This is a genomic window from Chloracidobacterium sp. (genome assembly GCA_025057975.1).
Taxonomy (GTDB): Bacteria; Acidobacteriota; Blastocatellia; order Chloracidobacteriales; family Chloracidobacteriaceae; genus Chloracidobacterium.
The window spans coordinates 195,715-219,038 of the sequence record JANWUV010000002.1 but is presented as its reverse complement, the minus strand read 5'-3'; the positions used below and the strand labels follow the sequence as shown (position 1 = coordinate 219,038).

General features: G+C 60.6%; 19 protein-coding genes, 2 tRNA genes and 1 other RNA gene. 9 read left to right on the top strand and 13 right to left on the bottom strand.

Annotated features, from left to right (window positions below; genetic code table 11):
- The first annotated feature begins 272 nt into the window (after positions 1-272).
- Positions 273-1,154: an ABC transporter permease gene (locus NZ585_02640; protein ID MCS7078933.1), complete on the top strand. Its 882-nt coding sequence runs from the start codon at positions 273-275 to the stop codon at positions 1,152-1,154.
- Positions 1,155-1,233: 79 nt separating this feature from the next.
- On the opposite strand, the gene pnp is transcribed toward NZ585_02640, so the two are convergent.
- Complete coding sequence (pnp, locus tag NZ585_02635) at positions 1,234-3,390, bottom strand: polyribonucleotide nucleotidyltransferase (protein MCS7078932.1); 2,157 nt, start codon at positions 3,388-3,390, stop codon at positions 1,234-1,236.
- A gap of 229 nt (positions 3,391-3,619) precedes the next feature.
- Positions 3,620-3,889: a 30S ribosomal protein S15 gene (gene rpsO, locus NZ585_02630; GenBank protein MCS7078931.1), complete on the bottom strand. Its 270-nt coding sequence runs from the start codon at positions 3,887-3,889 to the stop codon at positions 3,620-3,622.
- Between the two features lie 161 nt (positions 3,890-4,050).
- On the opposite strand from rpsO, the gene NZ585_02625 reads away from it, so the two are divergent.
- The 4 genes from NZ585_02625 to NZ585_02610 all read left to right on the top strand — a co-directional run bounded on the left by NZ585_02625 (position 4,051) and on the right by NZ585_02610 (position 9,464).
- A complete protein-coding gene (locus tag NZ585_02625) occupies positions 4,051-5,253 on the top strand; it encodes a SurA N-terminal domain-containing protein (GenBank protein ID MCS7078930.1) in 1,203 nt (400 codons plus the stop codon).
- Between the two features lie 13 nt (positions 5,254-5,266).
- Entirely contained in the window at positions 5,267-6,103 is an 837-nt protein-coding gene (lpxI, locus tag NZ585_02620; protein MCS7078929.1) for a UDP-2,3-diacylglucosamine diphosphatase LpxI, read from the top strand.
- 22 nt (positions 6,104-6,125) lie between these two features.
- A complete protein-coding gene (locus NZ585_02615; protein MCS7078928.1) occupies positions 6,126-6,650 on the top strand; it encodes an O-acetyl-ADP-ribose deacetylase in 525 nt (174 codons plus the stop codon).
- Between the two features lie 309 nt (positions 6,651-6,959).
- Positions 6,960-9,464 carry a DUF4394 domain-containing protein gene (locus tag NZ585_02610; protein ID MCS7078927.1) on the top strand — a complete coding sequence of 835 codons (2,505 nt, stop codon included), beginning with the start codon at positions 6,960-6,962 and terminating at the stop codon, positions 9,462-9,464.
- Positions 9,465-9,576: 112 nt separating this feature from the next.
- Here NZ585_02610 and NZ585_02605 read toward each other — a convergent pair whose 3' ends face one another.
- Positions 9,577-10,539 carry a VWA domain-containing protein gene (locus NZ585_02605; GenBank protein ID MCS7078926.1) on the bottom strand — a complete coding sequence of 321 codons (963 nt, stop codon included), beginning with the start codon at positions 10,537-10,539 and terminating at the stop codon, positions 9,577-9,579.
- Positions 10,540-10,653: 114 nt separating this feature from the next.
- Between NZ585_02605 and NZ585_02600 the strand changes: the two genes are divergently transcribed.
- Positions 10,654-12,846 carry a bifunctional (p)ppGpp synthetase/guanosine-3',5'-bis(diphosphate) 3'-pyrophosphohydrolase gene (locus NZ585_02600; GenBank protein ID MCS7078925.1) on the top strand — a complete coding sequence of 731 codons (2,193 nt, stop codon included), beginning with the start codon at positions 10,654-10,656 and terminating at the stop codon, positions 12,844-12,846.
- A 169-nt stretch (positions 12,847-13,015) separates the two neighbouring features.
- Here NZ585_02600 and rnpB read toward each other — a convergent pair.
- The 5 genes from rnpB to NZ585_02575 form a co-directional block, all read right to left on the bottom strand.
- Positions 13,016-13,462: RNase P RNA component class A (gene rnpB / locus NZ585_02595), an RNA gene on the bottom strand.
- 22 nt (positions 13,463-13,484) lie between these two features.
- Positions 13,485-13,574 (bottom strand) — tRNA-Ser (locus NZ585_02590).
- Between the two features lie 47 nt (positions 13,575-13,621).
- Positions 13,622-13,711 (bottom strand) — tRNA-Ser (locus NZ585_02585).
- A gap of 18 nt (positions 13,712-13,729) precedes the next feature.
- Positions 13,730-14,188: a tRNA adenosine(34) deaminase TadA gene (tadA, locus tag NZ585_02580; GenBank protein MCS7078924.1), complete on the bottom strand. Its 459-nt coding sequence runs from the start codon at positions 14,186-14,188 to the stop codon at positions 13,730-13,732.
- A gap of 57 nt (positions 14,189-14,245) precedes the next feature.
- Positions 14,246-14,404: a hypothetical protein gene (locus NZ585_02575; protein MCS7078923.1), complete on the bottom strand. Its 159-nt coding sequence runs from the start codon at positions 14,402-14,404 to the stop codon at positions 14,246-14,248.
- 23 nt (positions 14,405-14,427) lie between these two features.
- Here NZ585_02575 and topA point away from each other — a divergent pair, with 23 nt between their 5' ends.
- Positions 14,428-17,046: a type I DNA topoisomerase gene (topA, locus tag NZ585_02570; protein MCS7078922.1), complete on the top strand. Its 2,619-nt coding sequence runs from the start codon at positions 14,428-14,430 to the stop codon at positions 17,044-17,046.
- Positions 17,047-17,133: 87 nt separating this feature from the next.
- Here the strand turns inward: topA and pxpB are convergent, their stop codons facing one another.
- The 3 genes from pxpB to NZ585_02555 are packed head-to-tail and all read right to left on the bottom strand — an operon-like array spanning position 17,134 to position 18,915.
- Positions 17,134-17,868, bottom strand: coding sequence for a 5-oxoprolinase subunit PxpB (gene pxpB / locus NZ585_02565; protein MCS7078921.1), 735 nt, complete (start codon positions 17,866-17,868; stop codon positions 17,134-17,136).
- On the bottom strand, positions 17,865-18,620 hold the full coding sequence (locus NZ585_02560; protein MCS7078920.1) for a LamB/YcsF family protein: 756 nt from the start codon (positions 18,618-18,620) through the stop codon (positions 17,865-17,867). The genes pxpB and NZ585_02560 overlap by 4 nt, the downstream gene beginning before the upstream one ends.
- 22 nt (positions 18,621-18,642) lie before the next feature.
- Complete coding sequence (locus tag NZ585_02555; GenBank protein ID MCS7078919.1) at positions 18,643-18,915, bottom strand: hypothetical protein; 273 nt, start codon at positions 18,913-18,915, stop codon at positions 18,643-18,645.
- Positions 18,916-19,006: 91 nt separating this feature from the next.
- Here NZ585_02555 and NZ585_02550 point away from each other — a divergent pair, with 91 nt between their 5' ends.
- Positions 19,007-19,495, top strand: a complete 489-nt coding sequence (locus NZ585_02550; protein MCS7078918.1) for an adenylyltransferase/cytidyltransferase family protein — start codon at positions 19,007-19,009, stop codon at positions 19,493-19,495.
- A gap of 15 nt (positions 19,496-19,510) precedes the next feature.
- Here NZ585_02550 and NZ585_02545 read toward each other — a convergent pair whose 3' ends face one another.
- On the bottom strand, positions 19,511-20,797 hold the full coding sequence (locus NZ585_02545; protein ID MCS7078917.1) for a sodium:proton antiporter: 1,287 nt from the start codon (positions 20,795-20,797) through the stop codon (positions 19,511-19,513).
- Between the two features lie 162 nt (positions 20,798-20,959).
- Here NZ585_02545 and NZ585_02540 point away from each other — a divergent pair, with 162 nt between their 5' ends.
- The gene (locus tag NZ585_02540) at positions 20,960-21,430 is read left to right on the top strand and encodes a YkvA family protein (protein ID MCS7078916.1); all 471 of its coding nucleotides are present in this window, start codon (positions 20,960-20,962) and stop codon (positions 21,428-21,430) included.
- Between the two features lie 75 nt (positions 21,431-21,505).
- Here NZ585_02540 and recJ read toward each other — a convergent pair whose 3' ends face one another.
- Entirely contained in the window at positions 21,506-23,260 is a 1,755-nt protein-coding gene (recJ, locus tag NZ585_02535) for a single-stranded-DNA-specific exonuclease RecJ (GenBank protein MCS7078915.1), read from the bottom strand.
- Between the last annotated feature and the right edge of the window lie 64 nt (positions 23,261-23,324).

Genomic DNA, 23,324 nt, shown 5'->3' with positions numbered 1-23,324 from the left:
AAATAACCTTGTGCTCTATCGCCGCCTATTGAAAATAAAGACAACAGCCATACCCAAAGTTAAAGGCAGACCCCGCACGGACACTCCCTAAAAGTTTGGGTACGGCTGTTTCTGCCAGTGAAGTGAGGCAACTTTCATACCAAAAGTTGAAGCCCTTTCAGTTGTTCGGATTGGCTTGGGGCAGGCTTGCGCAGATTGACAATTCTCTTCAGCGACGGGCTGCCGTTTTTCGTCACGCTTACATTTTTTGACGGTAATTTGTAGGATTTTTTGTGTACGAGACCCTCCTGCTTCTTCTGTCTTTGGGCGGCTCGGCGCTTCGGCTCTCGACACCGCTCATCTTGGCGGCGCTGGGCGGGCTGTACGCCGAACGGAGCGGCGTCATCAATATGGCGCTGGAAGGCATCATGCTAGCCGGAGCGTTTACGGCGGCGACCGTGACGGCGCTCACCGGAAGCCCTTGGTTGGGGCTGTTGACCGGCCTTGCCGCTGGCCTAGGCGTCGCCGCCCTCCACGCTTTTTGCTGCATTACCTGCCGGGCCGATCAGGTCGTGACGGGGACAGCCGTCAACATTTTGATGCTGGGTGTCCCGCCCTTGATTTCAGGGGCGTTGTTTGAGTCCACAGGTTCGACGCCGTCGTTAGCAAAAACACAAACGTTGCCAACGCTGCCCATTGTCGCTGCATTGGTGGCTGCGCCAGTGACAAGGTTTGTCCTTTTCAAGACGCCTTTTGGGCTGCGACTGCGCGCCGTGGGCGAAAACCCGGAAGCGGCGGCGACGGCGGGCGTCAGCGTGGCGTGGATTCGTTGGCAGGGGGTTTTGATTTCAGGATTACTGGCTGGTCTCGCTGGTGTGTATCTCTCGATTGGGCAAAATTCGCTCTACACACGGAATATGACCGCCGGACGCGGCTACATTGCTTTGGCGGCGCTCATTTTTGGCAACTGGCTGCCGTTTCGTGTACTTGCCGCATGCCTGCTCTTCGGCTTTATGGACGCCGTTCAGATTCGGCTTCAGGGAACGTCCTCTGTGCCAACGCAGTTTATCCAGATCATTCCCTATGTTTTCACGATGGTGGTGTTGGCTGGTTTTATCGGGAAGTCCACGCCACCGAGGGCGCTGGGCATGCCCTACGTGAAAGAGCAGCGTTAGGCGTTTTTAGGTGGAGCGGCGGGCTTGGCCGCGCTTCGGGCTGACGCCGCTCCACTTACGGCGCTTCTCAAGAAATGCACTAGCGGCGGCGTGGTCGGCGGTCATTGTCGCGCTCCGGGCCGGCCGGACGCTCCGAGCTGCCTTGAGTAGAGGCTTCCTCCTCGAGCAAAGCGCGCCGACTGAGCCGAATCTTGCCGCTCGGATCCGTACTCAGGCACTTCACCATCAACTGCTGACCTTCCTTCAGCTCGTCGGCGACCGACCGGACACGGTAGTTGGCGATTTCGGAAATGTGGAGCAACCCTTCCGTGCCGGGGAAAATTTCGACAAACGCCCCGAACTCGGCGATGCGCGTCACTGTGCCAAGATAGGTCTTCCCCGGCTCGGCCTCTTCAGTGATGGCTTCGATCATCGCCTGCGCCCGCCGACCAGCTTCCTGATCAGAAGCGGCGATTATGACGCGCCCGGAATCCTCAATGTCAATCTTACAGCCAGTCTTTTCCACAATCCCACGGATCACCTTGCCGCCCGTGCCAATGACATCCCGAATCTTGGCGACCGGGATTTGGAACGTCAGAATGCGCGGCGCCAACGGATTGATTTGCGGACGCGGTGCCGGCAGTACGGCCTGCATCTTGTCCAGAATGTACAGTCGCCCCTGCTTGGCCTGCTGAAGGGCGTCAGCCAAGATTTGCGCGTTGAGGCCCTTCACCTTGATGTCCATCTGCAAGGCTGTAACACCGTGGCGCGTGCCAGCCACCTTGAAATCCATGTCACCGTAGTGGTCTTCCGCGCCGGCGATGTCGGTCAGGACGGCGTACCGCTTGTCGTCCATCACCAACCCCATCGCCACTCCCGCGACGGGCGCTTTGATCGGCACGCCGGCGTCCATCAGCGCCAACGCCCCGCCGCACACCGTCGCCATCGAGGATGACCCATTGGATTCCGTAATGTCCGACACAACGCGCGTAACGTAGGGAAAGTCGTCAGTCGGCAACACCGCCTGCAACGCCCGATGCGCCAACGCGCCATGACCGACCTCACGCCGTCCAGGGCTTCCCATTCGCCCGATCTCACCCACACTGAACGGTAGGAAGTTATAGTTGAGCATGAAATCGCGCTTGATTTCGCCCACTTCCAAATCGTCCAAGTACTGCACATCTTGGCTTGTGCCCAGTGTCGCCGTGACAATCGCCTGCGTTTCACCGCGCGTAAATAGCGCACTCCCATGAGCGCGCGGCAACACGCCGACCTCAATCTCAATCGGGCGAATCTCCGAGAACTTGCGTCCGTCGGGACGCCGACGATTGAGTAGAATGTCCTCGCGGAAAATCTTCTCTTTCAAATGCTCAAAGACGCGCTTCGCCATCGCGCGCTGGTCAGGATTGTCAGCCGGGTATCGCTCAACAACTTCCTTTTCCAGGGCATCGAGTTCGGCGTAGCTCGTCAACTTGCTGCGTCCGCGTACGTCGAGGGCCGCCCGCAGGCGTTCTGTATACTCAGCGGCGACAGCCTGTAGGATGGCTTCATCCAAGACCACCGGCGTCACCTTACGCTTTGGCTTGCCGACCTTGGCGCGCAAATCGTGCTGGAAGGCGCAGAGCCGTTTGATTTCGTTGTGACCAAAAAGCAGCGCTTCGATGATGATCTCCTCACTGACTTCCTTTGCGCTCGCCTCGACCATCACAATTGCTTCTTCGCTGCCGGCGACAGTCAGGTTTAGGCTCGACGCGCGCACTTCTTGATATGTGGGGTTGATGACGAGCTTACCATCCACCAACCCGACCCGGACGCCTGCAATTGGCGTCTCAAACGGAATGTCCGAAATGTAGAGCGCCGCCGACGCGCCGGTAATGGCGAGTACGTCGGGATCGTTGTGCTTATCAGCCGACATCACCAGCGCGATGATCTGTGTCTCGCAGTCGAAGCCGTCTGTAAACAGCGGCCGGAGCGGGCGATCAATCAACCGACACGTCAGAATCTCCCGTTCGGTCGGCCGACCTTCTCGTTTGAAGTAACCGCCCGGAATCCGGCCAGAAGCGTAACCATATTCCCGATAATCCACTGTCAGCGGAAAGAAGCCGCGCGCGCTTGGTTCTTTAGCGGCGACGGCTGTCACCAGCACCACCGTTTCACCACAGGTCACCATCACAGCGCCGTCGGCTTGCCGAGCGATTTTGCCTGTTTCGAGCGATAAGCTCCTCCCACCAATCTGAATCGTTTGCTTGACATACATACCGTTGTTATCTCCCTTCTTCCATGAGGAAACCCCGACCTTTCGTGTCGCTTGTCAAGTGTTTCTTTTGGGCGGCGGCGTTCCAAAAGGCAAGCCCGCCACCCAAGCCGCGCGCCGGAGCGCTCGACGGGTGACGGGCCATGTGAGGAAGCTTCCTAAGACGCCGCTCCCAGTAGAGGAGCGAGCGCACCGCTCTGGCGCACCCGCCCCGCCGATGGAAGCCTTCAACCTACTTCCGAATACCAAGTTTTGAGATGACCTGTTGGTAACGTTCGGCGTCTTTCCGCTTGAGATAGTTGAGAAGCCGCCGCCGCTGGCTGACGAGTTTGAGCAAACCGCGCCGTGAGTGATTGTCCTTGACGTGGGTTTTGAAGTGTACCGTCAGCTCTTCAATTCGCTTGGTCAACAGAGCGATTTGCACCTCTGATGACCCGGTGTCGGTCGGGTGGCGGCCGTACTCCTTCAAGATTGCGCTTTTGGTTTCGACGCTGAGTGCCACGAAGTATGTCCCCTCCAAAGCAATGCTAGAAAAACGAACGGGAGCGATGAAACCACTGTGGATTGCTCTTCGATTCGTCTTCCTTTAGTATGCGAAACTCGTGTTTGTACCAAAACCGGGACATGCGAGTCAAACTTGTGTCGCCTTCCAAGGAGTCGCTCGTGAAGCGTTTAGCCTCATTCCTTCTCATCCTAACGCTAGCCAGCGGCGTTAGCGGGTTGCTCGCCGGCTGCAACGCCACTGACGGCGCGACCGGTGGGACGGCTGAAATCGCCGCTAAGGTCAACGCCGTGGTCATTCCGCTTTCCAAGGTCAACCGCCGCATCGAACAAACGATTAGGCAACAGCAACCCAACGCCAAGCTAAGCGATTTAAGTCCAATTGAGCTGGCGGCGGCCCAACTCAAGGCGTTGGATGCACTCATTGGCGAAGAGATTCTCCTGCAACGCGCCCAACGTGAGCAAATCCAAGTCACGGACGCCGAAGTGGATCAAGCCGTCAAGCGGCAGATCGCTGATGAAGGACTCTCGGAGGAGGACTACCGCAAGAAGCTCAAAGAAGCTGGGTTGACCGAAGAAGAGTTTCGGACTGAAACCCGCCATGCCTTGTTGGTCAGCAAACTTCAGGACAAGCTCAAGGCGAAGGTGCCGGCGCCATCCGACAGGGAAATCGAAGAGTTTTTCAACCAGAACAAGGAACAGTTCCGGCTTGAGCGCGGTGTTTCACTCGGCATCATCGCCGTAGACCCGGCGGACAACGGACTGAAAAACGACGCTATCGGCGAGGTTCAGGCTAAGGAGAAAATCGCTAAGATCGCCGAGCGTCTCAAGGCCGGCGACGACTTCGCCACGGTCGCCCGCACCGTTTCGGAAGACATACAAACCGCGCAAAACAGCGGCGACGCTGGCTTCTTTCCAGAAGACGCACTCCGTCAGACGTTCGGTGACGCTTTGGCCAAGCGTTTCTTCAGCATGACCGAGGGGCAGATTACCGAACCGATTCCCGGCGCCAACGGCCGCATCTACATTTTCAAGCTAACCGGGAAGCGCACTGAACCCGTCGAACCCAAGCTGGACAACCCTGAAATTCGGAAGCGCATTGTGGACATTATCCGTCAGCAGCGCGAGCAAATTCTTGTCGCAGCGCTGCAGGCATCGGCGACCAATGACGCCCGAATTGAAAACTATCTCGCCCAGCGCATTCTCGATAATCCGATCAACTTTGGTTCAGCGCGGCCGGCCGGTTCGGCGTTGCTCCCAAAGCCCGAAACGCCGTCGGAAGCTAAGCCGAATGGAGCGAAATCAGACGCCAAGCCGCTGGGGACAAAGCCGGTTGAGACCAAACCAGCCGAAGGCCGCCGCTGACGCTTCCGCCACTATGTCGGACGCCTCTACTCCGCTTGTCGCCGACGGAGAGACGTACGGTCTCATTGCCGGCAACGGGCGATTTCCTTTCTACGTCTTGGACGGTGCGCGCGCCGCCGGCGTCCGCATGGTCGTCGCAGCCATCCGGGAAGAAACCTCGCCCGACATCGCCGCACAGGGGGTCACGGTCGAATGGTGCAGCGTCGGTCAACTCGGCAAGATGATTCGTTTCTTCAAGCGGGAAGGCGTTCGGCGGGCTGTCATGGCCGGGCAGGTCAAGCACCGGCAAATTTTCAGCGGCGCGCTCCCTGACTGGCGGATGGCGCGGATGCTCGTCAAACTCGCCCGCAACAATACCGACTCGCTGCTAGGCGCGGTCGTCGCCGAACTGGCCGCCGACGGCATTGAGCTGGTGGATTCAACGCTGTTTGTCCCACACCTGCTGGCGCCGCTGGGCGTTCTGACCAAACGCCGTCCCACTGCTCGTGAACAAGCCGACATTGACTATGGGTTGGAAGTGGCGCGAGTTATCGCCGGACTCGATTTAGGCCAAACAATTGTCATTCGCAATCGGGCGGTTGTGGCGGTGGAGGCGATGGAGGGAACGGACGCCGCCATTCTGCGGGCTGGGGAACTGGCCCGCCGCCGGGAACTCACCGTCGTCAAGGTCGCCAAGCCGCAGCAGGACATGCGCTTTGATGTGCCCGTCATCGGCCTCACGACTGTTGAGACAATGTTGGCCGCTGGAGCGACGGCGCTGGCTGTAACGGCCGGCAAGACGCTGGTGTTCGACCGTGAGGCGGCGGTCGCACTGGCCAATCAACGCGGTCTAGCCATTGTTGGTGTATAATCACGGCACTCGAAAGGGAGCTATGCTGGATCGCTTACTGGTCGCCGTCGGTGATATTACGACCTTTACCGGAGACGCGATTGTAAACGCCGCAAATCCATCGCTGCTGGGCGGCGGCGGTGTGGATGGCGCGATTCACCGCGCCGCCGGGCCAGAACTGTTGGCCGAGTGCCGAACGCTCGGCGGCTGCCCACCCGGACAAGCCAGAATCACGCGCGGCTACCGTTTGCCCGCCAAGTGGGTTATCCATACGGTCGGCCCGATCTGGCGCGGTGGGATGCACCAGGAGGACGATCTTTTGGCAAGCTGTTACCGCAACAGCTTAGCCCTTGCCGCCGCCCATGGTGTCTGCACCATTGCCTTCCCGGCGATTTCCACCGGGGCGTACGGCTTTCCCCTTGACCGCGCCGCCAACATTGCCGTTAGAACCCTTTGGGAGGCACTCACCACAACACACACCGACATACAGGCGACGCTGATGTGCTTTTCCGAGACCGCCGCCGCCATGCATCGTCAGGCGCTCCAACGTCTCATCGAACAGCCCTAAAAAAACACCTCAGTAAGGGCACTCCCGCCAAATGGCAAGTCGCTTTCGAAACGCGCTTTCTGGTGGGTGCAGCGCTCACGACGCCGGAGCCGTCCGGCTCAAACCAGCCTTTGTCTGCTTGACAAGCGCCGCGCCAAGTGATTAGTCGCGCATCAATTCGTCTGTTTTCTCACGCTGAACGGAGGCGACCACATCAGATCCCCGCCGTCCAGCGCAGATTCCACACGTATTCAGCTCAGAATGACGGATGTCGGCGGCTCCGTTACGCCGCCGTTGGCGCAGTCCCTCATTATCATTGGGAGACTACCTATGCGTTTGAACATCAAAGTATTCCCTGCCATTGGCGCGCTTCTACTGCTAGGGTGGGCGTTTGTCCCTCCAGCTGTCATCAAGCAGGTGACGCCTATCCAACCAACGGTTTTAGCCTCCAACTTCAATGTCACCGGCCTGCAGGGCGCGTTTACCCTGTCCAACAACCGCTTGATTCCAATCAGCCTTAACAACCCATCCAACCCGAGTGCACCGATACCTATCACCGGACTCGCCGACGGTGAGACGTTGGTTGACATTGATTTTCGTCCGATGAATGGGCTGATGTACGGGCTGGCCCGCAACGCCGGCGGGCAGGTGCGGCTCTACTGCATCAGCCATCGTACTGGAACGGCGACGCCGCTGACCGCAACAGCACAGGGGTTAGTTGCCGCTGATGGAACTACCCCGATCCCAGTCACAGGAACGGTGGGGATTGATTTCAACCCAGCCGTTGACCGGTTGCGCATTGTGACCAGCGCCGGTCTCAACTTTCGCATCAACCCCAACACAGGGCTGCTGATTGACGGCAACCCCGGCGCGCCCGGCGTGCAGCCGGACGCCAATATTGGCGGCGCTACGACGCGGGTGGACTCGACGCTTTACACCAACAACAACGGACTGGCTGCCGTCACGACGCAATACACACTTGACGCTGGCAGCCGCCGACTCTTCATTCAAAATCCACCCAACAGCGGGACGCAAGTGAATCCACTGCCGGTGACGGTCAGCGGCAGCCCGCTCAACTTTACGCAGGTCGGTGGTTTTGACGTTGCAGACGGCGTCAACACAGCGACGGCGGGCGCGCCGGTTGCGTCGGGTACGGCTTTTGCCGTGTTGCAAGTCGGTGGCGTGAATGGCCTTTACGCGATTGAACTCGCCACCGGCGCGGCGCGGTTGGTTGGCCTGGTTGGCGATGGAACCACACCTGTGCAGGGTCTCGCTATCCAAATGCGCCCTGTAAGCGGTGAGTTCGCCGTTGCGCTAAACCAGAACGGCACGCGCTTGGTACAGATCAGTCTCGGTGCGCTCGCTACAAACGAGGTCACTGTGACCGGCGTCGCTGCCAATGAACGACTCGTTGGCGTTGACTTCCGCCCGGCAACGGGACAGTTCTACGGTTTAGGCATTGATGTGTTTGCTGCCAGGGGGACGTTGTATTTGGTTGACCCGAAAACCGGCGCCTGCAGCCCGATGGCTCCGTCCGCCATCGCGTATGTGCAGGCCGACGGCGCAACGCAGGTACCGCTCCCGCCAGGAGGCTACGGTATGGATTTCAATCCGGTCGTTGACCGCCTGCGCGTGACGACCGCCACCGGCCTCAACTTCCGCATCAATCCCAACGACGGGCAGCCGTTAGACGGCAACCCCAACGCCCCCGGCGTCCAGATGGACGGTGCCATCAATGGGCTGCCGGCAGGTTTGACCGGCGTGGCAGCGACGGCCTACACCAACGCTTTTGCGGGAACAACCGTGACGACGCAGTACACGATTGACGCCGCCGGCCGCGCACTTTACATCCAGAGTCCGCCCAACTCCGGCACGCAAATTTTCGTCGCCAACATCACCTTCAACGGGGCGCCGCTCCCAATTGACACGGTCAACGGCTTCGACATTTCGCCCAACGTCCGCGCACAGACCAGTAATGCGCCTGTACGTGGCGGACGCGGGATACTCTTCACCGGTGCGGGCGGCGTTAGTCAGATTTTCAGCGTGGACCTCGTGACCGGACGCGCCGTCCAACTGGCGGAAGTCTCATCCGGCAATGTTACTGGCCTGTCTGGCGGCTCGCTGGCCGGTCGCCTCGTGACGGATGTGACCAAGATCGGCGTCTTTAGCGCGGCGGCGACGGTGTTTACCCGGAATACCAACACAAGCGGCACAGCCGACGCCGCCTTTGCGTATGGTCTGCCCGGAGACATCCCAATTGTCGGCGACTGGGACGGCGATGGTGTGGATACCATCGGCGTCTTTCGCCCGGCCACTGCGCAGTTCTTTCTCAGAAACAGCAACACGGCCGGCTTTGCCGATTTCGCCTTCAACTACGGCGCGCCCGGCGATCTTCCCGTGGCAGGGGATTGGACGGGCAAAGGTTTTGACTCCGTGGGTGTCTTCCGCAACGGCGTGTTTTTCCTGAAGGACAACAACACCGCTGGCTTTGCCGACCGCGCTGTGAGTTTTGGGCAGGCCTCCGACCTGCCCGTAGTGGGCGATTGGAACGGAGACGGGAAGACCAGCGTCGGTGTCTTCCGCGATGGGACCTTCCTGCTTCGCAACAACAACACCACCGGTCCGGCGGATACGATATTCGCCTTTGGGCAGGCGGGTGACCGTCCGGTGGCGGGCGACTGGACCGGCAAGGGCTTTGATTCGGTCGGCGTCTTCCGCAACGGCCAGTTCCTGCTGCGCAACGCCAACGCCAGCGGAACACCGGACATAACCATCACCTTTGGGAGCGCTGGCGACCGTCCTCTTGTCGGCAACTGGAACGGCGAGTTCCGCTAACGGAGTTGCAAAGCCCTTGCCTCCAACCGAGCGGGGAAGCGACGCCGGCCGCTTTGCCGGCGACTTCCCCAAGCGTGTAGCCATCAGGTAACGCCGAGGCGCTGGCTTCTCGTTACGGCTGGGTGTAGTACCCCTCGCGGTTGGCGCGTACAACCGCGTCTGGATGCCGCAACCGTACTGAAATTCGCCGAAAGCCGCTTCGCCCACCCGTTGCTTCGCTTGGCTCATACGCCAGCGTGTAGCTTGTCGCCGCCTCTCTGGCGATGGCGCGAAACGACTCGCTGTAATCCTTCCCCGGCGTCATTGGAAAATCCCGCCCGCCGGTCAGCGGGACAAGGCGCGTGGCGTCTAGCGGCGTCGGCACGCGCACCCGACCGGCGACCGTCAGGGTGTAGGACGGCGAAGTAACACTGTACACCGTCACTTCTTGCTCGTTAACCCGCCGCAGCAGGTCGTCCAGATTGACGTTACTGGCGCTGTCAAACCCGTCTGTCAGCAAGACAATCAGCCGCCGCAGGACGCGCCCGGCACGTTGTCGCGGCACTTTTCTGAAGAGGCTGAGCGACTTGTCCACAGCGTCGAATAGACGTGTCGAGCCGCCGAAGTTCTTGAAGCGATCCAGTTTGGCCAACAGCTTGGCTGGTTCCTTGGTGAAGCCTTCGAGAACCCGCACCTCGTTGTTGAACGTCACCAAGGCAAAGACTGACTCAGGGTGTCGTTCAGCCAAAAAAGCTTCGAGCGCCCGCCGTTGCAGCGCCGCCTCTTCAGGCGTCACACTGCCTGAAACGTCGAAGGCGAAGACAACGGCCAGCGGACGCAGGGCTTGCTCGCCGTTCGCTTGAAAAAACTCAATGCGCCGGGGACTACCCTCTTCGTAAATGAGAAAATCGTCGCGGTGCAGTCCGGTCAGCGGGCGACCCTGAGCGTCGGTGACGGTGACTTCAATCGTCACGAGGTTGCTGCGCAACACGATGTCTTCCTGAGCTTGCGCCTGCTCCCGAAACACGCCGACGCTTAGAAAAGCCGTCAGAAACAGACCCACCCAAGCTGTCACAGTTCGTGCCGTCGCCGCCATGAACCGACCTCCGTTAGACCACGTTACACAGCAAATTGCCATCCAGCATGCTTGTGCGGCGCGTTATAGTTATGTCCCCGACCATGAGCTGTCCTCGGCGTAAGGCGTATGACTGTGATTCGATTTGAAGATATTGCCGAAAAAGTCGAACGCTACCATCCCAACGCCGACCTTGACCTGTTGCGTCGGGCGTATTTGCTGTCGGCGCAGATGCACAAAGGGCAAGTGCGGAAGTCCGGTGAGCCGTACCTGATGCACCCGCTGGCTGTGGCCTACATCCTCGCCGAGATGCGCCTTGATGTCGTCTGCGTAACAACTGGCTTACTCCATGACCTTGTCGAAGACACCCATGTTACGCTGGATGAGATCCGCGCCCAATTTGGCGATGAAATCGCCCATCTGGTGGACGGGCTAACCAAAATCTCCAGCATCGAGTACACCTCACGTGAGGAACGACAGGCGGAAACCGTCCGCAAAATGCTGCTGGCGATGGTGGACGACATCCGCGTGGTGCTGGTCAAGCTGGCCGACCGGCTGCACAACATGCGTACGCTGGATTACCTGCCGCCGGAAAAACGCGCCGCCAAGGCACAGGAAACCCTTGACATCTATGCGCCTATCGCCCACCGGCTGGGCATGGGGAAAATTCGCGGTGAACTTGAGGACCTCAGCTTTCAGTACCTATACCCGGACGATTACCGCCATTTGAAGGCAATTGTGGATCAACGCCGCCCGGCGTTGGAAGCCGACCTTGCGCATGTGCGCGCAACGCTTCAGGAGAAGCTCCCAGAACACAACGTCAAGGTCGTTGAGATTCAAGGCCGCATCAAGCGCCTTTACAGCCTGTACCGCAAGCTTAAGGAACGCGCCATTTCTATTGACCAGGTTTATGATCTGATGGCCGTCCGCGTGATTACGCAGGACATCGCCGACTGTTACGCGGCGGTCGGTGTCGTCCACAACATCTGGAAGCCCATACCGGGACGCTTCAAGGACTGGATCGGCATTCCGCGCAACAACATGTACCAATCGCTCCACACCTCGGTGGTGGGCGACATCGGGCATGCCTTTGAAGTGCAAATCCGTACGGCTGAAATGCACAAGATCGCCGAAGAAGGCATTGCCGCGCACTGGCGCTACAAGGAAGGGCGTTCGGCGCTCAAGGAGGACCACGAAACCTATGCTTGGCTCAAGCGCCTCGTCGAGTGGCAGCAGGAAGTGTCCGACTCCCGCGAGTTCCTTGATGAACTGAAAATCAACCTGTACCCCAACGAGGTGTACGCCTATACGCCGAAGGGCAAGGTGTTGGAGCTGCCGCGCGGTTCGTGTCCGATTGACTTCGCCTACGCAATCCACAGTGACATTGGTCAACACTGTGTCGGGGCTAAGGTCAACGGCAACATCGTCAAGCTGTCATACGAACTCAAAAACGGCGATGTCGTCGAGATTCTGACCTCGCCCAACGCCAAGCCGAGTCAAGACTGGTTGAAGTTGGTCAAAACCGCCCGTGCGCGGAACAAAATTCGGCGCTACTTGGTGGAGACCGAACGGCGGCGATCGCTTGAAATCGGGCGTAAGTCGCTTGAGCGTGAAGCTGAGCGGCTAAAACTCAACCTGCGCAAGCTGATAGAATCTGGTGACCTCAACCGTGCGGCGCAGGAACATGGCTATCAGCGGGATGAAGACCTCATCGCCGCCGTCGGCTACGGCAAACTGGAAGCGCGCCATGTGCTGGCGAAGTTTGTTCCACCGTCTAAGTTGACCGAACTCGACGCGCAAACACCCGCCAACGGCCTCGCCAAGGTCGGACGGTTGGTGAAGAAGTACCTTCGGTTAGGTCCTGACCGCATCCAAGTACGCGGGATTGACGATATTCTGGTGTTCCGAGCGCGTTGCTGCTCGCCGATTCGAGGCGAAAAGATCATCGGCTACATCACGCGCGGAAAGGGCGTCGCCGTCCACCGCGCTGATTGCCCGAACGCCGCCAACTTGATGATTAATCGGGAACGTATCATTGATGTGGACTGGGTCATCGAGACGGAAGGCACAACGACATACCCGGTGACGCTTTCAGCCACGACTGAAAACCGCCCCGGCATTCTTGCCAACGTGACCACCGCCGTCGCGGAAGTCAAGACCAACATTCGCGAGTCGCATGCTCATGTCGGCGCGGACGGCTTCGGACGCATCACCCTGACGCTCGACATTCATGACGCTAAGCATCTTTCACGGGTGATGCAGGCGATTCGGAACGTGTCCGGCGTCATTAGCCTAGAACGGCTTACGGAGACCGCTGAGGCCTCCTAATGCAGGCGCTGCGCGCGCCTCTGACCAATAGGAAGCGTTACGACACCAGAAGCCGCTGAGCGTATTGTCGGCGCTGTACCGTTAGCGCAGGCGTGAAGAGGCCGAGCGGTTTTGAGCCTATAAAGGCAAACACGCGGCATCGTCGAGAACCGACGACGCCGCGTGCCGATACTGGGACGGATGTATAAGCCGAATTCTGTTCCGTCAAACGACGGCGACGGTCATTCATCTAGGCCGACGATTACTCGCCGGCTCAAGCGACCTACCCGGAGATGCGCCCGCCGGAGCGGGACTCGGACGAGCAGCCCTCAAACACCTCCATATTTGGTCTTGCACCGCGAGGAGTTTGCCTAGCCGAACGTGTTACCACGCTCGCTGGTGCGCCTTTACCGCACCGTTTCACCATCGCCACTCCTACGCCTGGAGCGCGCTCCAGAGCGTATAAGTCAGGCTGTCTGTTCTCTGTTGCACTTGTCGTCGCGCCCGACGCAGCGTCGCCGCTGCCTCGAACGCGCCCGGCCGTTAGCCGGCTCGCTGCTCTGTGGTGTTCGGACTTTCCTCTCCCTGCGTCGGCCGTGGTCGCGGCGGCGCAGGCAGCGACCGTCCCATCCGCCCCAAAGTCAGCATCTCATAAGGACTGGCGGAGGAGGAGGGATTCGAACCCTCGATACAGTTTCCCGTATACAGCATTTCCAATGCTGCGCCTTCAGCCACTCGGCCACCCCTCCGACAATGGGTCGGAACAAGCGTTGGCGTTCCGACCGAGCCCAAATACTGGCGGTGAGGGTGGGATTCGAACCCACGGTACAGTTGCCCGTACATCGGTTTTCGAGACCGACCGATTCAGCCACTCTCGCACCTCACCGTGCGCTCAAAGAGCATATCATTCTCGGCGGCGGCGAAAGAAGTCCCTTAGCAAGTCGCCGCACGCCTGCGCCAGTACGCCGCCTGTCACAGCGATGCGGTGGTTGAGCACCGAGGTGGTACACAACCCGAAATGACTCACGACCGCACCCGCCTTGGGGTCAGAAGCGCCAAAGACTAGCCGGGCAATCCGCGCCTGAATCAGCGCTCCGGCGCACATGGCGCAAGGTTCGAGCGTCACATAGAGCGTCGCTTCGGTCAAGCGGTAATTGCCCAGCCGCTGCGCCGCCGCGCGAAGCGCAACGATTTCAGCATGGGCTGTTGGATCGCAGTCAGTACGGGTTCGATTACCGGCCCGTGCAATCAAACGGTCGCCGACAACTAGCACGGCCCCGACCGGCACTTCGTCGCGGTCAAGGCAGACCCATGCTTCATCTAACGCCAAGCGCATCCACAATTCATCGTCGGTCGTCGCCACGGCTCGCCCTGTGTTTTCTTGGTCAGTTGACCCGAAAGTATTTCTGCGTCTTGGGTTTCAACGGCTTAGGGAAGCGCCGGTGCATCTCAGGAGCGTATTCGTCGTGCGGCGCTTGCCAAACGGCGACCGGACGCCCACAATCGCCATCTTTCCCCACTGGCCGGTGTTGAGTTCGCCGCCATCCCTGATATGGAGGTATTCTCGGCAGTGGGACATTCCACCGGCGGGTTTTGTACGTCATGCCAAAGAGTCTGGTTGTTGTTGAGTCTCCGGCGAAGGCAAAGACGATTACCAAGTACCTCGGCAAGGACTTCACCGTACTCGCTTCGTACGGTCACATCAAGGATTTGCCTGAAAAAGAGCTAGGCGTGGACATTGAGCATGGGTTTGAGCCGACCTATGAACTCATTCCCGACACCAAAAAGCGCAACAACACCAAAACCGTCCGGGAGTTGAAGGCCGCCGCGCGCGAGGCTGACGCCATTTATCTTGCCGCCGACCCCGACCGTGAAGGCGAGGCCATCTGCCAGCACTTACGTGAGGAACTGGTCGGTGCGAAGAACGACAAGCCGGTTTACCGACTGCTGTTCAATGAAATCACAAAGGACGCCATTCAGGCGTCGCTCAAACAACCTCGCGAAATCAATACGGCGCTGGTAGAAGCGCAGCAGGCGCGGCGTGTCCTCGATCGGCTGGTGGGCTATCAGGTTAGCCCAATGCTCAACCGGCGGTTGGGCGGGGGCAAGCTGGCGCTGTCGGCAGGGCGCGTCCAATCGGTCGCCCTCCGCTTGGTGGTTGAACGTGAACGTGAGATTCAAGCCTTCAAGCCTACCGAATACTGGACGTTCACTGCGCGCTTCGCTGCCAAGCTGCCGCCGGAGTTCACCGCTAATCTCCTCTCAATCGCCGGCGCAACACTCAAAACAAGCGATTTCGACAAGCGGCGCAAAAACGAGCGCCACATTCGGGATGAAGCGGAGGCGCGTGATCTCGAGCGACGACTGCGCGCTGTAGCCGAATGGCGGGTCGCGTCGGTGACGACCAAGGAGAAAAAGCGTAACCCTGTCGCGCCGTTCATCACCTCGACGCTTCAGCAGGAAGCCGCCCGTAAGTTGTCTTTTTCCGTCAAGAAGACCATGCAGATCGCGCAGAAGCTCTACGAAGGCGTTGAGCTTGGGGCGGAAGGCAGCGTTGGGTTGATTACCTACATGCGGACGGATTCGACCCGCGTCGCCGATTCGGCGCTACACGACGTACGGGCGTTTATCGCCGCCAACTACGGTGACGACAAACTCCCCGCGAAGGCGAATCAGTATAAGAACAAGCAAACAGCGCAGGACGCCCACGAGGCGATTCGTCCGACCTCGGTGGCGCGGACGCCTGATCAGGTCGCGCGATATCTTGAAGCCGATGAACTGGCGCTGTACCGCTTGATCTGGCAGCGGTTTGTCGCGTCACAAATGGTTCCGGCCATTTATGACGCGACGACGATTGACATTGAAGGCGGCGATGGCTTCGTGTTTCGGGCGACCGGATCGGTGCTGCGCTTTGCGGGTTTTCTGACGGTGTATGAAGAAGGCAAGGATGAACGCGACGCCGACGACGAGGCGCTGGCGCTGAAGTTGCCGCCGGTGACCACAGGCGAAGTCGTTGAATGCCGGGAGCTACAGGCCAACCAAAGCTTTACAAAGCCGCCGGCGCGTTACACGGAAGCCACGCTCGTTAAGACGCTGGAGGAGTTAGGTATTGGGCGGCCGTCCACCTACGCGCAGATTTTGTCGGTCATTCAGGCGCGCGAGTATGTGGAAAAGCGCGACGGGCGTTTCCACCCAACCGACTTAGGGATGGTCGTCGCCGACGTACTGACGGAAAACTTCGCCGACCTGTTTGATCCCGGCTACACCGCTCTCCTTGAAGCCCAGTTGGATGAGATTGAGGAAGGGAAGCGCAACTGGCGCGACACGCTGGACGACTTTTACGAGAAGTTTCAGGCGGATTTGAAGGCGGCGGAGGCGAACCTCAAAAAAGCCAAGGCCGGCGTAGCCACGGATGAAACCTGTCACAAGTGTGGCTCGCCGATGATGCTCAAGCTGGGGCGCTACGGGAAGTATTTGGCCTGCACCAACCCGGAGTGCAAGGCGACGCGCGATTACGGTCAGCGAGCGGCGGCAGAAGAAAGCGAGGCGACGAGCGAGGCGGCGGCCTACGCCGACGTGACCTGCGAGACATGCGGGCGGCCGATGACGCTCAAAAAAGGTCGTTGGGGCGAATTTCTCGCCTGTACGGGCTACCCGGAATGCAAGACGACGCGCCGGTTGACGGAAAGTGGCGCGCCCAAGCCGCCGGATGTCCTGTTGGACGAACCCTGTCCAACCTGCGGGAAGCCGCTGGCCGTCAAGCAGGGTCGTTTCGGCGCGTTCACGGCGTGTTCCACCTACCCGAAGTGCAAGTATGTCAAGCGCGAAGTCGTCAAGCACATGGCTTGTCCGCGGCCGGGCTGCGGCGGCGACATCATTGAGCGCAAATCGCGGCGCGGCTTGGTGTTTTATGGCTGTACGAACTATCCCGGCTGCGAGGTGGTGTACTGGGACAAGCCAGTCATGGAAAGCTGCCCGCAGTGCGGTGCACCGTTTACGCTTGAAAAGACGACCAAGCGCTATGGCGCATATCGCTACTGCGCTGACAAAGAGGGCTGCGGTTGGACCGAGGCCCCCAGCGCCGCCAAAACCGCCAAGAAAGCCAAGGTGGTTGTTGGTGAAGTCGCGCCGCCGGCGGAAGGCCCAGAAACGCAGGCGACAGGCAAGCGGGCGGTTTTGAAGAAGGCCTCGTCCAGCCAATCGGCGGCCAGCGCGGCCTAGGCGCTTTCCGAGCAAATCCAGTGGGTGCAGGTCTGCTTTTGGCGTGCAGCGGCGGAACGCCGCCTACGCCAAACGGCGGCCGCATCGCTACATTTTCTCGGAAATGCACTGGTCGTACTCGTTTTGCGCTAACCAGGCTTCGTAACCAATCGGATAAAAGCGAACTTCATCCCCCGGCGCCAGCCGGGACGGTGTCGCCGCCGTCGGGTTGAACATCCGCAGTGGCGTGCGTCCAATCAGCTGCCAGCCACCGGGCGAGGCGGCAGGGTAAATCCCGGTTTGCCGCCCGGCGATGCCAATGCTTCCGGCCGGCACTTGTGGGCGCGGCGTCGGGCGGCGCGGCGTTGCAATCCGCTCGTCAACCAGACCGAGGTAGGCGAAGCCGGGCAAAAAGCCCAGCATAAACACGCGATAGGTCGGGCGGCAGTGATATGCAATGACCTCTGCAACTGACAGCCCGTGCTGTTCAGCCACCAGCGGCAAATCGGGGCCGCAGCGCAGGTCGTAGCAGACCGGAATCTCAACCAGCCGACGCGGGGCGTCGTCGGTCGCCAGGGGCAGCGAGAGCAAACGCTCAAGGTGGGCGACCACGGCGGCGTAGGCCGTCGGGAAGGCAGGATACGCCCACTTTACGGTGTCCGGCGCATAGAACACAGTCAGTGCGGCGTAAGCCGGAACGGCTTCACGGAAGCCTGTAAACGGCTGCGCCGCCAGCGCCGCATCGAGCCGCCGAACGCGCTCGTACAGCACCGGCGAAATTACCTGCCCAAATTCGACCGTTAGAGCGTCGTCTGCAATCGGGAAGATGTGCGCGTTCGTCATGGCGCAGCGACGCGAACGCCGTCGGCCTCAAGCGCCTGCCGGATGGCTTGGGCGAAGGCGAGCGCCTGCGGGCCGTCACCGTGCAGGCAAAGCGTTTCCGCCCGCAATGACACGGTTTGCCCGTCGCGAGCCACAACGGCTTGCTCGTGAACAATCCGTCGCGCTTGGGCGACGGCTTCGGCCGTGTCGGTGATCAGGGCGTCCGCCTGAGAGCGGGGAACGAGCGTCCCGTCCGGCTGATAGCGGCGGTCGGCGAAGGCTTCACCTACAGCGCGCAGACCGACTCGCTCCGCTTCCGTAATGAGACAACCGCCGGCCAAACCGTAGAGGATAAGCGCAGCGTCCAGCTTGGCCACGGCGCGCGCAATGGCGGCGGCGATCTCCGGCGCGCGCGCCGCCCGGTTGTAAAGCGCTCCGTGCGGCTTGACGTGATGGAGTCGCCCACCCAGCGCCTCGCAGACGCCTTTGACGGCCGCGACCTGATAGAGAACGCAGTCAAAGACCTCGTCCGGCGTCAGCGCCATCTCACGGCGACCAAACCCAAGCAGGTCAGGGTAGCTTGGGTGCGCGCCAATCGCCACATCGTGTTCCAGCGCCAGTGCGACGCTTTTTCGCAGCGTATGCGGATCGCCGGCGTGGAAGCCGCAGGCGAGATTGACGGAAGACACGTAGGGCAACAGCGCCTCGTCCTGCCCCATGCGCCAGTCGCCGAAGCTTTCACCCATGTCGGCGTTGAGGTCTATGGTCGCCATCGCCAAATGTCATGAAACGACTTCACCGGTCGTTCGGCCGCTCGTCTTTCTTCCTGTCGTCCTTTCGGCTGTCGTCCTTCGGCTTTTTGTCAATGTAGCGCGGCTCTTTTTTCTTGTCGTCCTTCTTGTCGTCGGAGGGTTTGTCCTTCTTGTCATCCTGCGCGTGGACGACCAAGCCGATACGATTGGCCGCGCCGAGACGCCCGCCGTGAAACGGAAGATGTGACGGCCGGACGCCCCACAGCCCACACGCCAGAACCGACAACACGATGATGCTACGTATGCAACACGCCATGACGCTTTCAACCGGCGAGACTCCATCGGGCTGATGCACACCGACGCGGCCTTGGTTGCACCACACCTCGGCTTCTGGTCAATTGCGCCGTATGAGCGGCGGCGACCACGTTGGCGGGAAAATCTGCTCTCTATCAGAACTGACGGCGCGCGTCACGGCGTGGCGGCGCGACGGGCGGCGAATCGTTCTGGCGAATGGATGCTTCGACCTGCTGCATGTCGGCCATATCCGCTACCTGCAGGCGGCGCGCGCCTGCGGGGACGTGCTCATTGTCGGCGTCAACGGCGATGCAACCGTGCGGGAACTCAAAGGCCCCGGCCGTCCGGTGACGCCGGATGTCGAGCGCGCCGAAATTCTCGCGGCGCTGGCCTGCGTGGACGCCGTTGTGATCTTTCACGAGCGTACGGTTGAAACGCTGCTGTGGACGCTGCGCCCGGACGTTCATGCGAAAGGCACGGACTACACGCCCGACACCGTTCCCGAACGGGAGATTGTGCGCGCCTACGGCGGCGAAGTCGCCATTGTCGGCGATCCTAAGGCGCATTCAACCAGCGCGCTTCTCGCCCAACTCCGTCGGTGAAGGCCGGCGTGCTTTTTAGGTCGTTTCTCCGGCCGGCGCGGCGTCTGCATCGTCCGACGCCGCCCCCTGTGCGGCGACAAAGTAGGCCACCAGCCGCCCGACCGTCAGCCCCTGCACAAGAATGGAAAACACGACCACGACGTAGGTCGCCGCCACAATGACATCCCGCGCCGGAGAGGGCGGCAGCGCCAGCGCCAAGGCAATTGAAATCCCGCCGCGCAGGCCGCTCCACGTCAGAATGCGAATCGTCCCCGGCGGCAACCACTGTTTGAAGCGCAGCGTCGTGATGGTCAGCCCAACGCCCGCCGCCCGCCCAATCAGCGAAGCGACGGTCGCCAACAAGCCGACGACGAAGTACGCCGGCTGCAACGCAATGACGATGAGTTCAAGGCCGATGAGGAAAAACAGGACGGCGTTGAGAATTTCGTCAATCAGCTCCCAGAAGACATCCAAGCGGACGCGCGTTTCATCCGACATCGCCTTGATGCGCCCACGGTTGCCGATAAACAGCCCCGCCACCACGACGGCGATGGGGGCGGACAAATGCAGCGCCTCCGCCAGCGCGTAGGTCCCGGTCACCAGCGCCAGCGTAATCAGCACTTCAACTTGGTAGGCGTCCACGGTTTTGAGCATGACGTAGGCCGCCCAAGCCGTCATGAGGCCGAGCGCCGCGCCGCCCAGCGCTTCCTGCACAAAAAGCTTGGCGACGCCGACGGCGCTCAGCGACTCCGGTTGGAGATACACGCCCAGCAGCGTCAGAAAGACGACGACGCCCACGCCGTCGTTGAACAGCGACTCGCCGGCGATTTTGGTTTCCAGTGTTTTAGGCGCGCCGACCTTCTTGACGATGCCAAGGACGGCGATCGGGTCGGTCGGCGCAATCAGCGCCCCAAACAGCAAGGCTTCCAGATAGGTGAGCGACAACCCCAACGCCTTGCTCGCAGAGTAAAACAGCGTTCCCGTTACAAATGTGGACAGGACGACCCCGATGGTTGAGAGAACACCCACCGGGTATTTGGCCAGCCGGAGGTCTTCGACGTGGACGTGCAGCGCCCCGGCGAACAACAGAAAGCCCAGCATTCCGTGCAGCAACACGTCGCCGAAATCAATCGCACTGACGAAGGCGGCGAACGTCCGCAGCGGAACCAGTCCCATTTCGCCCAACGCCAGCAACGCCACGGACATCACCAGCGAGATGGCCATCAAACCGATGGTGGTCGGGAGACGAATCCAGCGGATGTTGACGTAGGCCGCCAGTGCGGCCAGCGTCAGCAAAATGGCAATCGTATGGTAGGCAGACATGACCACCGCCACGGACTTAAAAAATCAAGCTACGATACACGTATAAGCCGCCGCCAAGTTGTGTTGAAAACCACACGCTCAACGGATGCAGGCGGCTGCAAGCCATGCCACAATGGCTGTCGTTAGTGTCAACATCCTTGCTTTGGTCGGAGGTCAACGAGCATGACGGAGTACGGACAGACCGCCGCGTTTGAAATCGTCAATGGTCGCCGCGAACCGGCTGCGCGCTTTGTCGAGTCGCCGCCCGGCCGGCTTCGCAAACTCATGCGCGAAGCCCTCCGCTTTCTCCCGAACCTCCTCAAGCTTGCCTACCGCTTGGCGCGTGACCCGCGCGTGCCGCAGGGGGATAAAATTGTTTTAGCCGCGACAATTGCCTATGTCATCACGCCACTGGACGTGTTGCCCGATTTGATTCCGTTTTTTGGCCAGATAGACGACAGCTACCTGATCGCCGTCGCATTGTTGCGCCTGCTGAATCGGACGCCGAGCGAAGTGCTCGCCGAACACTGGGAAGGCCCCGGCGACATTCGCCGCCTCCTCAACCGCCTGATTGTGCTCACGACGTTTTTCCTTCCGCAGCGGGTGCGGCGCGTGGTGGTAGGGCAAATTTCACCGTCCGCCGCTAAAGGTTGAATGAAAGCGGCGGCGGGGAGAGCCGCTGGCGGTTGTCGGCGTCTTTGTGTGCCGCGTTGGAGCGTCTTGCCCCTGTTAGACGATTCGCCGAATGTCAGCGGCGATGAATTGGGCGGTCGTCCGGCCGTTCCACACATTGATGTCCGGCCGTCCCAGCACTTCCACCAGCGTATCCTTCGGCAGTTGGTCGGCGTACCCACTTTGCTGCCACCACAGCACCTCGGTACGGTGGCCGCCGTCGCTGAGAACGAGCTTGAGATGGGCGTCCTTGAGGACGCGCTGCTCCACAATACGTCCGCGGATAACAAAGCGCGGAGCGGGATTGCCGACGCCGTGCGGCTCCAGTTTCGCCAAACTGTCAATGAGGGCTGGCGTGAGGTCGGCGACCGGCAACACCCCCTCGTAGGCGTAGGCGCGGGTCAGGTCTTCGGGGGCAAGCACCTGTTGCGCGTAATCGTTGAGGCGGCGGCGGAGTTCCGGTAACCGGTCAACCAGCAGGCAGAAACCAGCCGCCGCCGGATGGCCGCCGTACCGCAGGAACAGACCATCCTGCCCAACGACCTGCAACGCCTCAATCAGGTTGAATTGAGGAATGCTGCGTCCGGAGCCATGGGCGATGTCACCGCGAATGCTGCAGACCAGCGCCGGCCGGTGATAAGTTTCCACGACCTTGGCGGCGGCGATGCCGACGACGCCCTGGTGCCAGCCGTCGGCGTGGTTGCCGGCGAGAACGTACACCAGGTCGTCGCGCGCCTGGTCGGCGATCTGTCGTTCCAGTTGGTGGACAAGCCGCCGTTGCACTTCCTGCCGTTCTGTGTTCCAAGCGTCAATCCGTTTTGCGCGCGCGCGGGCCTCTTCCGGGGTGCGGCTGTCAAACAGCTCAATCACGCCCAGTGTCGTCCCTTCAATGCGTCCGGCGGCGTTGATGCGCGGGCCGAGACGGAAACCCAAGTCGCTGGCGCTGATGACTCGCTCCGCCAGCCCTGCGACTTCAATTAACGCCGCAAGGCCATGGTTTTTTGAGCCGTCGTTGAGGCCGCGCAGTCCCTCCGCTACGATGGCGCGATTCGCCGGACTCGAAAGCGGCACAAGGTCGGCGTAAGTCCCAATCGCCACCAGCTTCGTCAATGAGCGGAGAAAAAGCTCGCCGTTGGGTCGGTCGGCGAGCAACGCCCGTGCCATCTGCCAAGCGAGGCCGCAGGCGGCAAGGTCTTTTTCGGGGTAGGGATCGCCGGCCTGTTTCGGACACACCACAACGGCGTTGGTCGGCGCTTGGCTCCCAAGCGCCGTGTGGTGGTCAACACAAACCCCAATGATGCCGCGCGCCCGCGCCAGTTCCCATTCCTGATGGGCCGTAATGCCAATGTCTACTGAAACTAAAACCTGGACGCCGTCCGCCGCCGCTTGCTCGATGATACCGGGGTTCAGGCCGTAGCCTTCCCGCTCACGGTCAGGAACGTAGTAGGACACAAATTCGTCCGTTTGCGGCCCAAGCCGCCGAAGGACGTTACGCAGCGTCACTAGTCCCGTTGTGCCGTCGCAGTCATAGTCGCCGACAATGCGGATGCGCTCTCGTCGTGCGACAGCCCCACTGATAATGCGTAGAGCTGCATCCAGATTCCACATCGGGCGCGGGTCCGGCACCTGCGTCAGATCAGGGGATAGAAACGCAGCCGCGCGTTCCGGCGTCGTCTGCCCACGATTAATCAGGCAGGCGGCAAGCAGCGGATGAATCCCCAGCGCCGCTGCCAGTTTTTGCACGGCCTCAGTTGGAGGCGTCGCTGGTTTCCAAATCGCCCCGCTGAGTGAGCGGCGCATATCAGTTGGCATAGCCAAGCGCCCCAGAAACGTATGGCAAAGCAAGGCTTCGCCTGGGTGGTGATGCTGCGGAAAA